Source organism: Elstera sp., from assembly GCF_044372965.1.
In the GTDB taxonomy this organism is placed as follows: domain Bacteria; phylum Pseudomonadota; class Alphaproteobacteria; order Elsterales; family Elsteraceae; genus Elstera.
This window is the reverse complement of record NZ_JBILQX010000015.1, coordinates 26,656-40,233: the sequence shown is the minus strand read 5'-3', so window position 1 is coordinate 40,233 and position 13,578 is coordinate 26,656. Positions and strand designations below refer to the sequence as shown.

The window sequence follows — 13,578 nt, the reverse complement described above, 5'->3', positions numbered from 1 at the left end:
GGGCGGCTTTCACGCGGGCGCGCAGCGTGCGGCGCAAATCGGCGCGTCGGTCCCCATCCTGGGCGAGGCGGATCGCTATAGCGATAAAATCCGCATCATTTTTTCCGCACAGATCGGCCAATCCGAGACTTGTGAGAATGGACAGGCCTTGCCGGTCCGACGCCCACGGCCCGGCGGCGCTGACGAAGGGCACCCCCATCCACAGCGGATCGAGCAAACACAAGCCGCCATTGGCTGGAGCCGCATCGAGCGCAATATCGACCGTTTGATAAAACCCCAGCAACGCCGCGTAGGAGCAGGGCGGATGATAGGTGACGCGCGCCGGATCAACCCCGAATTTCGTAAGAACTTCGGCAAACCGCCGCTGCTGCGGGCCATCCTCGGCCTGATAACCGACCAGGGCTAAGCGCGATCCCGGCACCCCCGCCAAAATCTGCGCCCAGGTGGCAAAGGTTCGGGGCGACAGGCGCAAACCGCGCACGGTTGCGGCGAAGGTCATCGTGCCCGATTTGCGCGCGGGAAGTGGTCCCGGTTCAGGCGATAGGGCTTCGGGTGGCGGCTCCCACGCCCATTGCCCGCCCGGAATGCGCAGAATCTCCTCATTATACAGGGCTTCCGCGCCCAGCGGCACGGCCTCCGCGTCGGTCAGCAGCGCATCATACAGCCCGCCGCCGGTTCCCCAGGTGCCCAGCCACGCGATTTGTACCGGCGCAAGGCGACGGGCGAGGGCAGTCACGACGCGCTCCTGCCCCTCGAAGGCGTGGGGGGAAACCGTATCGATCACCACATCAATCCGGTTGGCGGCGCAGGATTGGGCCAGATCGGTCCCTGTGAGCGGGATAACGACCCCGCCCCACTCGGCCGCAACAACGGGCGCATCGGTATATAGATAAACCCGCACCCGCGCCGGATCGTGGGCCGGCAGGACCCGGCGCAGCAGGGATCCGTGCAGATAGCTCGCCAGATAGGCAATGCGGATTTTATCATCATCGCAGATTGGGGCAACGCGCGGGGCCGAAAGGCCGGTTTGGCTTTGCAAACGCCGATACCAGTGCCGCGCGGCTTTCGCCCGGTCGGCGGGCGCAAGCCCCTCATCGAGCCCCGATGCAAAAAAAGCGGCTGTCGCGACCCAAGAATCCTCAGGAAACCGCGCTTGCGCCAATTGGATCAAACGACAAAAGGCGTCATGACCATACCGATAAACGGCAATGCGGATGGCGTGCTGATAAATCTTCCAGCGCTGATGCAGCGGCACGAGATCGAGCGTGGTTTCGGCCTCGGCGCACCCGAGGCCCGCGAGGCGCGCCAGAATCGCCCCCGCCGCCTCCATGGCGGGCCCGGCGAACAGCATGGGTCGGCAGAGGGCCACCGCATCGGCCCAATCCCCCGCGCCGCTCCGTTCGGCGAGTAGCGACGCCGCGCACAAATCGCCCTCGGGCCAATCGGGCGCACGCAGCGGGGCGAGGGCCGCTAACCCGTCGCTATACCGGCTGGCTTTCTGGAAGGTTTCGGCGAGCAGCAGCCGGGCGAATTTATCGTCCGGAAAGCGCTTGAGCAGATCGGCGAGCAGGTCTTCCGCCGCTGCCAAACGGCCCCGGCCACTGTAAAGACCGGCCAACTGCCGCCTAGCGTCGGGCCGGTCGGGGGCGAGATTGAGGGCCGTCCGCAAGGCCGCCTCGGCATCGTCCCAGCGCTGCTGGACCAACCGAATATGCCCAAGAGCACGCCACGCTTCCGGCTCGTCTGGGCCTTGGTAAACCGCATGTTCGGCAAATGCGGCGGCCTCCGCCAACGTGGCTGCGCCGATTCCAACCGCCGATTCCAGCAAAAACGCCGCTTGCACCGCCGCTGGACCGTCCCCGCCCGTGAGCGCCACAATCCGGCGCGCAACCGTCGCTGCCTCGGCAATGTGCCCGGTGCGATGGGCAAGCCACCCCAGCAGGCGGTGCGCTTCGACATTCGCCGGGTCGCGGCGGCACGCGCGCCGACCGGCATAGAGCGCGCTTATCAGCCGGTCGCGCTGATCGAGCGTAATCGCCAGCAGCCGCCATAGGTCGGGGGACGGCGCGTTCTGGCGTAAGCGGCGGTGAATCCGCGCGCGCGCCTCCGCCGTCTTGCGCTGTTCGAGAAGAAGCTGAATCAGCAAATCTTCGGCGGCGTTCAGGGTCGGGGTCTCGGCCAAAGCCTCCCGCAGCAACGCTTCGGCGCGCGCCGCTTCCCCCGACGCCGCTAAGAGAGACGCGCGCCGTAAGCGCAGATCGGTCAGACCGGGATCGCACGCCAGCGCTTTTGCATAGAAAGCCGCAGCCGCGCTGGCGTCGCCTGCCGCTTGATCGATCAGGCCGAGAATATGCCAGCCGTCCGCCTGGGTCGGGGCTAAGCGGCTAAGACGTGCGGCCAGGGCTCGGGCGCGCCCTGGATCGTCGCGGCGCAGCAGCAGCCACGCTTGGGCCGTAAGTACCGCCGGGTCATCCGGTTGCGCCGCCGCCTCTTCGGTAAGAACCGCGAGCGCTTGCTGGGGGTCGCCCGCCTGTTCAAGGGCGCTCGCGAAGTGACGGCGCAGCAGCGGCCGGTCCGGCGCATCCTTGGGCAGCAGGTCTAGCAGTTCGCGATAAAGCCCCGCCGCCGTTTCAGCCGCGCCCGTGCAAAGGGCCAACCACGCGAGTTGCTGGAGACGGTCGGGCGACCGCTGCGCGCCGACGGCATAGCGGCTCCAGGCGAGGGCTTCGGCCAGATGCCCAAGATCGTGCAGAAGCCAAGCGAGGGTAAAGGCCGCCTCGTGCAATTCAGGATCGCCACAGCACGCCCGGCGCAACGCTTCGACGGCTGCCGGAAGTTCGCCCAGGCGCTGATGCGCAAGCCCGAGATACCACCAGAGCGCCCAGGCGTCGGGATGGGCTTTTAGCGCCGGTTTCAGGAGCGCCGCCGCCGCGTCGGGCTGGTTCGCGTCCAACTGAAACCAAGCGAGCGCAGCAATCGGCCCCGGCGCGCGCGGCGCGTAAGCGCGGGCCTGCTCGGCCAGACCGCGCGCCGTGCGCCGATCACCCCGATCATAGGCCGCCCACGCTTGGGCAATAAGATCAGTTAACGCGGTCTCGGTCCGCATCGCGTCTCAAATCCGCCCTATGGGGAAGCCGTGACTGCGGGCGATATGGGTGTGCACCGCGTTGCGCCACAGGCTTGCCACCTGGGCGGCGGAAGGGCGTAAGAAGGCGGCTTGCGCGGGGCACGCGGCTTCGGCCTGTTGGCGCAGATCGCCCGGCGTCATCAGCCCATCCAGCGCCGCGAACCAAGCTTCGGCGGGGGCTGTGAGCGACAAGGATAGGCCCGCAGCGCCAATGCCTGCCGCCAGCAAGGGCGAATCACCGACGAATACGGGCACGCCCGCCGCCATGAGCGCGGCCAGATTTTGCCAAGGCGGCACCCCGGCGCAATGGGGAAGCAGCGCCAAACCCAGCGGCGGGAGCGGCATGCCGACCGTGTGCATCTGAACATTCCCAAGGCGCGACAGCCGCAGGTGCATTCCGGGTATGTGGGCAACGTTCGCCGAAAACACAAAGCGATAGGCCGGGCGCGCTTCGGCCAGGGCGAGCGCGACCGCTACCCCATCGGCCCGCTGATCGCCCAAGACCAAAATTGCCGCGCCGCCGCCCTCATACGCAGGCTTTTCTAAGTGGGGCAGGGGTAAAACCGTCACCGGCGCCCCTTGGAAAAGCGTAAGGCGCGCGGCCTCCGGCAGCGTTGTTGCTGCAAGGCTCACCAAGGCGCTGGCCTCCAACGCACCGAGTTCGACCGGCCTATCGCCCTCGACCATCACGACGACAGGCACGCCCGCCGCAACCAAAGGGCCCGCCAAGGCCAGCGCATCGCCCCCGAACAGCACCGCCGCCGACGGACGCTCCAGCACCGCTAAGAGGCCTATATCGATAGCGGGCGCGTCGCTGCGATACACGGGATATCCGCGCGCGTCGCTGCGGTCCACGTGCAACCGCCCCGCGCCGGTCCAACCGTGCAGAACGATGGGGGCAATATCGCCCGCCGCCAACGCCGCGCCGAGCGTTTGGAGCGTCCGGTCGGTGTCGGCACTGGGGCTTCCCGCAGAGGCCAACAGCAGCCGCAAGGGGTTAGCGCTCCGCATGGGACGCCAGACGGTACAGAAAATCGCCCGCAATCAGCGGGGTTGCCGCAGTGGCGGCAAAGGCTTTTTGCCGTGCCGAGGCCGACCGATCCGCGTGATCGGTGCCATAGAGATGGCGCAAGGCGGCCTCCCACACCAGGATCGGGGCATGGGCATCGACCAGGATTCCCCCGTCGCCCACGGTTTCCGGCAGCGCGCCGCGATCACTGGCCAGCACCGGAATGCCATTCAGTTGCGCTTCGATGACCGTGCGCCCGAAGGCTTCTTCCCACACGCTCGGCATCAGCAGAACGCGGGCTTGGCTATAGAGCGTGCGCATATCGCGCGTCGGCGTGACCCAGGTGATATTGCCCAACGCCTCGGCGCGGCGCTTGCACAAGGCCCGCCAGCGCGGCTCCAAATGCCAGCTTTCGGCGACCAGAAACGGCAAATCGGGGCAGGCGGCGGCGAGGCCGAACATAATTTCCAGGCCTTTGATCGGCGTGGGGTTCACGAACAGAATTTTTTCGCCGATCTCCGCCACAAGGTAGCGCTCTGGGGCCACAATCGGCGGCACGACCGCACTGTCGATACCGCACAGTGCCCGCCACCGATCGGCGGTAAACTGCGAGTTTGAAAAATACAGCAGCGCCGGATCGGGGTAGAGCGTTCCGGCAAGTTGATGCACTTCGACGTTATGCAGATAAACGGCGGTCGCCCGCCCGGTTTCCAGCGCCGCGATCACGGTCGGCAGCAGCGCCGTGCCACTTTGCACGATAATCGCCGTCGGCTCCCAACTGGCCGCCACCATCGCCAGCGCCCGATTGGGGTCCGGCACGCGGATCACGGTATAACCCAGCGTTTCATCGCGCTGCGGCAGCAGATGATTTCCATCCGCCAAGCGCTCGGTGAGACCACACAGGACCGCCACCGAGGCCCCGATATCCTGAAGCGCAAGGCAAAGATCATGCGTTGTCGTTTGCAACCCGCCGATGATGTCGGGCAGATGCGGATAGGTCGAAACGAACAGCAACCGCATGCGAACGCCCAGCCTTTTTACGGAACCAGCGGAATGTTCCGCCAAGAAGAGTTACGAGACGGGAACAGGCGGCGTGAGTTGGCGCGCGTTATTTTGCACCACATCCAGATTTTGTGTGGTCCGGATTGTGCTCAGAGGATTATTTTCCAGCGTGGTCGAGACCTCCGAACTCACACGATCCCTCGAAAGACCACCACCACCACCACCCGATCCCAACCGACTACTAGCAGAATCCGTGCTAACCAAACTACTCCCCCCAGCAGCGGGACCCTGAGGATTGGAGGAGCCGCCACTGTTGCCAGAAAATTGATTCAAGTTTGACTGAAGGGTGTTTGGATCCGTCCGCGTCGTCGGACCAAGCCCACCCGAACCAAGGCTCGAACCAAATCCCGGCCGGGTTACAGTGTTCGTATTGCCACTATTGTCGGAAACCCGCATTTGCTGGCCGAACAAAAAGGTAGCGTTCGTATTGTTACCATTCTGTTCGACCGTCGAAATACCGCCGCGAATCCCAATGGTGCCCGAGGCGGTTTTGACGGTCGTCTCGTTGCTCTTGCTGATCTGGCCACCAACGACACGCAGCAGCCCCGAGGCCAAAGATACGCCGATCTTGCCCTTCTTGGCGTTCGGATCATAGACGAACTCATCGATCGTCAGCTCCGAATTCGGGCCGAGCGTCATCGAGGATTGATCCATAAACAGGATATGCAGCGAGCCATTCGCATCGGTGACAAATTTTTCACCGCGATAGGCATCACTACCGACATAGATCACGCGCTCAATCGTCGTCGACTTCACGCCGGGCTGCACACCGGAGACGACCCCCGCCTTTTCCGGCACGGTCACGGGCTTATCCTGGGCCTGCGCCGACGGAATAAAGGCGCTGCTGAGCGCAGCGGCGGCAAGCCACCAATCTTTAGCGTCTGCTGGTGTCATAACCTTCTCTCCTCGCCCTCTCGCTCAGCCCTTAAAAACGCCACAGAATCGATGCTAACGCTGACGAGTTATCATACCGATAATTCGGCAAATTTGAGTTAGCTTTTACATATTCCGCCTGTAACAAAATTGACCAGGCCGTATCGATCGGAATCTGCGTCGCAAACGTTCCGCGCCACTCGGTATCTTCCCGCGTCCGGCTGCGATCAACCGCCGGATCGGACGTATCGTAATTGCGCTGCAAAACCCCGGCGCTCACCGTCGTCGTCCAACCGGGGGCATCCCACCAGCCAAGCGGGTTAGCGTAGCTCAAAATATACGTGCCGCGCAGCTCCCCGCTCTGGTAGGCGAAATAGCCCCGATCCGCGCCATGATCCCGACCGATCACCTCGCCCACAACAAGTTGCCCCGGCGCGAGTTCATAGCTCGCGCGCAGCCGCACCGTATGCTCCAGCCCGCCTTGCTGCTTGGCCTCGGCCACATCCACGCGGGTGGCATAACTGTAATTGCGCGCCTCATAGGCCGCATCGATCACAAAACGATCCGTAAAGCGATAGCTCGACTCAAGCCCGGCCCCGAGGTTATAGGCATATTGATGCCCATCGAGCAGAATATTCCCCGCAATAACATGAGGGCGCAGCGTCAAACCCGGCAGATCGACCGGATCGGGCTTAAACCGAATGCCGGTCGTGCCTTCCGCCAATAGCAGATCACGCGGCTTATCGGTCGATGGTTTTAGCGTATAGCTGGAGACCGACGAATAATGCTGGGCAACGCCGACCAGCGTGCTCACCAGCTCGGCAGTATTCTGCGTTTCGAGATCGTATACATACTCAAGCCGACCAACCAACTGCGTATCGGTATCGCTCTTGCGCTTCTGCGTGCTCGGTCGGGCAACCAGCGCCCCACCGGCGCGAATAAAATCCTCATTCGTCCGGGCCGTCGGGTTGGTTTGCCCCCGGACCCCGGCCATGATGAAACCCGAAAGCCGGGTCGGCTGATTGCGCCTTACGGCGTCGGCTAGCAACTGCTCGGCCAGTCGGCGCTGCTCGTCGGTCAAATTCGTCTGCGCTACGGCCACGCGCAAATAGCTTTCGGCAGCGGCATAGGATTCGAGGCGATAATAAAGAACCCCGAGTTCAAGATTGATTGTCGACGGCGCATTGGGGGACAGCAACAGGCGCTCCATGGCCGCAATACCGCCCTCGAAGTTCCCCGCCTGGACCAGAAGGCGCGCATAGCGCAGGCCTACTTCCAAATCCCCAGGGGCGGACAACACTTGGCGAAACGCATCGTCGACCTGGCGCTGGAGCGTTGTCCCGACATCACCTTGCGCAGCAGCCGGACCTGCCATCGCGAGTGTCGCCATAGCCATAACGCAATAAAGATGCGCACGGCGCGCCCGAGCGCGAAGGGGTGATTTAAAGGTCACGACGGCAGAGTCCATCAAAGCTTGCGATCCAAACAGGCTAAAATTATCCTATTTTCCTGCTAATATGCAAAGCGAATAAACAGGAGCGATTCAGAGCGTTGGTTTGAAAACCTCTCTTAACGCGGTTCTTTGAGGACGGATTCATCTCATTTGAGCTGACGCACCCTGATTCTTGGCATTGATTAAAGTCACCAGTTTTGAAATCAGAAATTGTTTCGCGAGAGTCATTTAACGGTCGAGAACATTCTTTTTCGTTCCTGCGACAACCCCTAAAACCTGCGAGATCAGCGCCGGGTCGACTTTAAGCTCCACCAGGGTTGCCCTGAGATGCCCCGCCACCGCATCAAAATGCGCGTCGGTCAAGCCTCGTGCAACAAGGTGCTTATGGGCCTCGCGCAGGTCATGCCCGTCATACTCCGACGGTCCGCCGAAGGCCATCGTTAGAAACGCAACCTGCTTGGCCCGCTGATGCTCCAGACTGACGCCATCAAAAAAAGGAGCCAGCATCGGATCTCCCAGCAGTTTTATATAAAAGCGCCCCACGGCGACATGGACCGCCGCCGCCCCACCGATATCGTCATATAGGCTGATGGGTGCTCCCGGCAGCTTAGCCGCCTACTGAAAGAAGCGTTGAATACAGGTGTATAATGACATCGGATCGCGAGGAATGCCAATGATTGGTAGGTATCTCAGACCAACGACGGCGCGGAGTTAAAAATGACTCCACGGTCAATCAACCACCCAATAAATTTACATCGCCGTTAAAAACGATCTGATATTCCGATACTGAAAAATATGCGTAGTTTCCGTCACTACGGGTTTTTCAGAAAAAACGTTAGAATTATTGACTGATTTCCCCTTATATACTGGAGCATCCCCATGCAATTTACCCACAATACGCTTCCCGAAGCGATTCGCTTGCAGTCGGTCGCAGCGCTGAACAAGCATCTGGCGGCCGCGATTGATCTGCAAGCCCAACTCAAGCAAGCCCATTGGAATGTGCGGGGGCCGGGCTTCATGGCGATCCATGAGCTGTTCGATACGGTTGCGACCGCCGTTGCCCTCGCCGCCGACCATATTGCCGAGCGCACGGGCGGGCTTGGCGGAACCGCCTTCGGCACAGTGCAAGTCGCCGCCGAGCGCTCCTATCTGGTGCCTTATCCACTAGGTGTGGCCGATGTGGCGGAGCATGTGTTCGCCGTCTCCGCCAGTCTTGCTGCCTTTAGCCAAGCCATCCGCGAAGCCAGCGCGACCAGCACAACAACAGGCGATGCCGATACCGCCGATCTGTTGACGGAAATCTCTCGCGGAATCGATCAGCAGCTTTGGTTTGTCGAATCCCACGCCGCGCCAAGGGCAAAACCCGCGTCGGTTTCGTCGGCTGCCTAACCCCCTGGGGCCTGAGTAGTTTCCGGCCCTGCCTAAACCGGAGAAGGCTGATTAGCCTTGCGGGCATCAGCCTTTTTCGCCGGGGGTGCCGTCCGCCCCCCGGCTGTGCGGGCCTATCCGGTCGAGGTTTTGGAGTTTATTCCATGAACCCGTCTAATCCCCCACCGGAATCGAAAATCCCGCCCCCGCTCCCGCCCAAGGATGCGACCAGCGCTTCCCCGCCGTCCAATCCGGTTAGCGGAACCTTTGCCGACCCTGCGGGTTTTAAGAGTATACCGTCGCCGCTTGCCCCGATCTGGCCGAAAGGGGGCGCGGCGCGGTATCGCCCCAAACTTCGCCCACGGTGATTGGGGTTTTTTGCCCCCTTCCGTCGCCCACCACCGTCAGCGGATGTGCCCGATGGCGATGGGTGCCGCCACCCGCGCAGAGTTGGATCGATTGATGGCCCAAGCCCCCGCCCTCCGGCGTCTCGCCGTTATTGGGAATGCCCTGCCCCGGCGCTGTGGCATCGCAACCTTCACAACCGATCTGCATCGCGCCCTATCGGTCGCGCGGCCCACTGTGCAAACCGGAATCGTCGCGATGACCGACGCGGGGCATCATTATGATTATCCGCCGATTGTGAATGTGCAGATCCGCGAGACCTGCCTTAGCGATTACCGGCAGGCTGCCGATGTTTTGAACGCGGCGCGGATCGATCTTGTCTCCTTGCAGCATGAGTTCGGTATTTTTGGCGGAGAGGCGGGCGGCGCGATTGTCGGCTTGCTCGAACGCCTCACCATGCCCGTGGTCACGACGCTGCATACGGTTCTGAAAAACCCGACGCGGCCACAACGGCGCGTGCTGGAGGCGATTGTATCGGCATCTGGCAAAGTAATCGTGATGGCCGAAAAAGGCCGCGCGCTGCTGCAAACGGTCTACGGCGTCGCGGCCGATAAAATCACCGTCATTCCCCACGGCATTCCCGATGTTCGGTTTAGCGAGCCGGAAGCCGCCAAGCAGCGGTGCGGCTTTGCGGGGCAAATGGTGATTCTCACCTTCGGCCTTTTATCGCCCAATAAGGGTATCGAGGTGATGATCGAGGCGATGCCCGCGATTCTCAAAAACCGCCCCGATGCGCTTTACGTTATTTTGGGGGCGACCCACCCCACCCTTGTCCGCAATCACGGCGAAACCTATCGGCACGGCCTGATGGACCGGGTGCAGGCGCTGGGGTTAACCGAGCACGTCGTCTTTCTCGATCAGTTCGTCGATTACGAAACGCTGCTCGATTTCATCGCCGCCTGCGATGTGTATGTAACGCCGTATTTGAATGAGGCGCAGATGACCTCCGGCACGCTGGCCTATAGTTTTGGCCTCGGCAAAGCCGTTGTCTCAACCCCCTATTGGCACGCTGAAGAGTTGCTGGCCGAAGGGCGCGGCGTGCTGGTGCCCTTTGGCGATTCGGCGGCGCTCAGCCGTGAAATTTCGGACCTACTCACCGACGATGCCCGCCGTCAGGCCTTGCGCACGCGCGCCTATGCCGATAGCCGTTCGATGACCTGGGAGCGGACCGCCGAACGATACTGGGGCATTTTTGATGCTGTCCCGCGCGCGCCGCACCTCACCTTGATTGCTCAGCGGGATGAGCCCCCGCTCGCCCCGGAAGAATTGCTGCCGCCCGATATGCGCTTGGGCTATTTCCTGTCGATGTGCGACGATACCGGGCTGTTTCAGCACGCGGTTCACTCGATCCCCAACAGGGCGCATGGCTATTGCGTCGACGATAATGCGCGCGCACTGCTGCTCGCCTGCGCGCTCAACCACCCCGCCGAAGCGGGGTTGCCGGAAGTGCTGACAACGCGCTTCGCCGCTTTTGTTCAAGATGCTTGGAATCCCGATACAGGCCGGTTCCGTAACTTCATGAGCTTTCAGCGCCAGTGGCTGGAAGATACCGGCTCCGAAGATAGTCATGGGCGCACCCTTTGGGCGCTTGGAACCTGCACGCGGGACGATACACGGGCCTCGCGGCGACTCTGGGCCGAGGGGCTTTTTCTGGAAGCTTTGCCGACTGTCGAAAGCTTCGCCTCGCCCCGCGCCTGGGCCTTTACTCTGCTGGGGCTCGATGCCTATTGCGGCACCATCGCGCCGGTGGCTGAGGCCGAACGGCTGCGCCTGCGCCTCGCCGCCAAACTGGTGGCCCGGCTTGCCGATAGCGAAACGCCCGCCTGGCCCTGGTTCGAATCGGGCCTCTCTTACGATAATGCCCGGCTCTGCCAAGCCCTGATTGTCACCGGGATTGCCACCGATACGCCGCTCTATCTGGAAACGGGGTTGCGAACCTTACACTGGTTGATGACCCAGCAAACCGCCGAGAGTGGCTGTTTTCGCCCCGTCGGCTCCGACACGTTCGGCACCGAGCGTTGCGCGCCCGCGCCCTTCGATCAGCAGCCCGTAGAAGCCACGGCAGCGCTCTCCGCTTGTTTGGCCGCGTGGCGGGCCGAGGGGGATGAGATTTGGAAAACCCAGGCGATCACCTGTTTTTCCTGGTTCCTTGGCCATAATGATCTTGCAGTGGCCTTGGTCGATTTCGATACGGGAAGTTGCCGCGACGGGCTACACCGCGACCGACCCAACGAAAATCGCGGCGGTGAATCGGTGGTTTCTTACTTGCTTAGTTTGGCCGAAATCCGCCAACTGGTTCGTATTACGCGGGCGCGGCCCACGGGCACCCTCGTGCCCTTCCGGGCCGCCCATCCCTAAGCTCCCGCGCTTCCTTCACCAGAAATCGAGCCTATTTTGCCCCAAGCGACGTTCCTGAACCGTCAGGCTCTCTATCTTCGTCCCGACCCCGCGCGTGTTGTGGTGCGCCCGTTCAAACCTTCGGTCGATCCGCGCCCGCTGAAGGCAAAAGAGCGGACCCGCGCCAATCGCATCGTCGATCATGTGATGGCGCTGGACGCTGAGACCACGGCAACACTGCTCACGGACGTGCTGGAAAACTTCCAAGGCCGCCACCGCAATCTGCTGGAAATCTTCGAAGCACGGGCGGATGAGTTGGAGGAAGCCTTGCTTCCCCACACCGTCTTCACCACGGCACAGCGGCAGTTGGTCGGCTCCTATTTTCTCAATGAATATGCGTTTGAATCGGCGGCCCTGTTCAATCCCAGTATCGTCTGCCATCCCGACCAAACGGGGGCACCGGAAGGGGGCTGCCGGTTTATTCTCAGTTTGCGCGCGGTCGGCGAGGGGCATATTTCCTCGCTAACGTTTCGCGTTGGCAGCATCGATGCCGATGGGAGCGTAACGGTGGACCCCATCGCGCGGCTGGCAACCATGCCCAAACTGCGCATCCGCGCGCCCGGCCCGATGGGCGATACGGTGGAGGTCGCCTTCCGGCCCGAGGAAGAACTGAGCGAGCGCGTGATCTTTCCGCTAACGCTCGCGCAAGCGCGCGGCATTGAAGATGCGCGCTTTGTGGCGTTTCAGGCGGGCGGCGAAACGGTTTTCTACGCAACCTACACCGCCTATGACGGCACCGCCATTCGCTCCGAACTGCTGGAAACGCGCGATTTTCGATCCTTTCGCCTCACGCCCCTGGCGGGCACGGCAGCGGGGGGCAAGGGCATGGCGCTGTTTCCGCGTAAAATCAACGGCCGCTACGCCATGATTGCCCGCTATGACGGCGAAAATCTGCACCTGCTCTATTCGGACGATCTCTATCGCTGGGATCACGGCACGCTGCTTTTAACGCCGAAGTATCCGTGGGAGTTCGTTCAGATTGGCAACTGCGGCTCACCAATCGAGTTGGATGATGGCTGGTTGCTCTTCACCCATGGCGTGGGGCCGGTGCGCAAATATTCCATCGGCGCGGTGCTGCTCGACAAAGAGGATCCATCGAAAATCCTCGCGCGCTCGCACCTCCCGCTCGTGCATCCCGACCCGTCCGAACGGGCGGGCTATGTGCCGAACGTGGTTTATACCTGTGGGGCGATGCGGCATAATAACTTGATTATTCTGCCCTATGCGATCTCCGACACTTTTTCCAATTTCTCGACGATGCGGATTGATGATCTGCTGATGTCTCTCGACGTTTAAAGCATGAAACCAAATCGGCGCTGGCGCGTTCCTTAGGAGAGCAACCCCAAAGGAGGTGCAACGCCATGAACGAACTCCTGACGATTCCGAAGAGCGCCATCGATACGCTGCAATCGGTGGAAGCGGAGGCGAAAGTCGCGCGGCCGCACGCTCATTTTACCCATCCCACCGACGTTGTGGTCGATCCGACTTTAGCGAAGGCCGAGAAGCTTCAAGTTCTCGAAACGTTGGAGCAAGACGCAAAGCAACTTGCTGTTGCTTCCGACGAAGGCATGTCCGGCGGTGAAGTCACGCAGTTGCGCGATGTCCTGCAAGCGAAGGAAACGCTGGACCTGCCGCCCGCTGAAATCGCTCTATCGGTCATCCTGCAAAATCTGAAGGCCCGCTTGCCGGGCGCTGCCGGAACGTCGCTGCAAGGCCCGATTCTGGGGGCCGTCGACGCGCTGGAAGCCCTCTGCGCCGCCATGGCCGCAACGCCGGAAACACCCCCAGCGGCGCGTTAATCCTTCCCAATCACGATCTTCCATGACATCGGCGAGGAACTTCCCTCGCCGATTTTTTTTGCCCATGGTTAGCGATACTTTGAGA

10 protein-coding genes are annotated in these 13,578 nt (G+C 61.9%); 4 read left to right on the top strand and 6 right to left on the bottom strand.

Annotation, left to right across the window (positions count from 1 at the left end; translation table 11 throughout):
• The 6 genes from ACIQ36_RS04020 to ACIQ36_RS03995 form a co-directional block, all read right to left on the bottom strand.
• A partial coding sequence (locus ACIQ36_RS04020) for a tetratricopeptide repeat protein (protein WP_395826159.1) occupies positions 1-3,106 on the bottom strand: 3,106 nt, incomplete at its 3' end.
• Positions 3,107-3,112: 6 nt separating this feature from the next.
• Positions 3,113-4,120, bottom strand: coding sequence for a hypothetical protein (locus tag ACIQ36_RS04015; RefSeq protein ID WP_395826157.1), 1,008 nt, complete (start codon positions 4,118-4,120; stop codon positions 3,113-3,115).
• A gap of 4 nt (positions 4,121-4,124) precedes the next feature.
• The gene (locus ACIQ36_RS04010; protein WP_395826155.1) at positions 4,125-5,156 is read right to left on the bottom strand and encodes a glycosyltransferase; all 1,032 of its coding nucleotides are present in this window, start codon (positions 5,154-5,156) and stop codon (positions 4,125-4,127) included.
• 51 nt (positions 5,157-5,207) lie between these two features.
• Complete coding sequence (locus ACIQ36_RS04005; protein ID WP_395826153.1) at positions 5,208-6,092, bottom strand: FecR domain-containing protein; 885 nt, start codon at positions 6,090-6,092, stop codon at positions 5,208-5,210.
• A 31-nt stretch (positions 6,093-6,123) separates the two neighbouring features.
• Entirely contained in the window at positions 6,124-7,461 is a 1,338-nt protein-coding gene (locus tag ACIQ36_RS04000; protein WP_395826151.1) for a surface lipoprotein assembly modifier, read from the bottom strand.
• 291 nt (positions 7,462-7,752) lie between these two features.
• Positions 7,753-8,115 (bottom strand): group 1 truncated hemoglobin, encoded by a 363-nt coding sequence (locus ACIQ36_RS03995; protein WP_395826161.1) that lies wholly within the window; start codon positions 8,113-8,115, stop codon positions 7,753-7,755.
• Positions 8,116-8,403: 288 nt separating this feature from the next.
• Between ACIQ36_RS03995 and dps the strand changes: the two genes are divergently transcribed.
• The 4 genes from dps to ACIQ36_RS03975 all read left to right on the top strand — a co-directional run bounded on the left by dps (position 8,404) and on the right by ACIQ36_RS03975 (position 13,493).
• Positions 8,404-8,913, top strand: a complete 510-nt coding sequence (gene dps, locus ACIQ36_RS03990; protein ID WP_395826149.1) for a DNA starvation/stationary phase protection protein Dps — start codon at positions 8,404-8,406, stop codon at positions 8,911-8,913.
• Between the two features lie 399 nt (positions 8,914-9,312).
• Positions 9,313-11,655 (top strand): glycosyltransferase family 4 protein, encoded by a 2,343-nt coding sequence (locus ACIQ36_RS03985; RefSeq protein WP_395826147.1) that lies wholly within the window; start codon positions 9,313-9,315, stop codon positions 11,653-11,655.
• Positions 11,656-11,691: 36 nt separating this feature from the next.
• Positions 11,692-12,990 carry a glycoside hydrolase family 130 protein gene (locus tag ACIQ36_RS03980; protein ID WP_395826145.1) on the top strand — a complete coding sequence of 433 codons (1,299 nt, stop codon included), beginning with the start codon at positions 11,692-11,694 and terminating at the stop codon, positions 12,988-12,990.
• Positions 12,991-13,055: 65 nt separating this feature from the next.
• Positions 13,056-13,493 carry a hypothetical protein gene (locus ACIQ36_RS03975; RefSeq protein ID WP_395826143.1) on the top strand — a complete coding sequence of 146 codons (438 nt, stop codon included), beginning with the start codon at positions 13,056-13,058 and terminating at the stop codon, positions 13,491-13,493.
• The last annotated feature ends 85 nt before the right edge of the window (positions 13,494-13,578 follow it).

Excerpts from the sequence above, each read along its gene's own strand:
- ACIQ36_RS04010 (WP_395826155.1), bottom strand. The coding sequence starts at position 5,156 with ATGCGGTTGCTGTTCGTTTCGACCTATCCGCATCTGCCCGACATCATC.
- ACIQ36_RS04005 (WP_395826153.1), bottom strand. The coding sequence starts at position 6,092 with ATGACACCAGCAGACGCTAAAGATTGGTGGCTTGCCGCCGCTGCGCTC.
- ACIQ36_RS04000 (WP_395826151.1), bottom strand. The coding sequence starts at position 7,461 with ATGGCGACACTCGCGATGGCAGGTCCGGCTGCTGCGCAAGGTGATGTC.
- dps (WP_395826149.1), top strand. The coding sequence starts at position 8,404 with ATGCAATTTACCCACAATACGCTTCCCGAAGCGATTCGCTTGCAGTCG.
- ACIQ36_RS03985 (WP_395826147.1), top strand. The coding sequence starts at position 9,313 with ATGGCGATGGGTGCCGCCACCCGCGCAGAGTTGGATCGATTGATGGCC.
- ACIQ36_RS03975 (WP_395826143.1), top strand. The coding sequence starts at position 13,056 with ATGAACGAACTCCTGACGATTCCGAAGAGCGCCATCGATACGCTGCAA.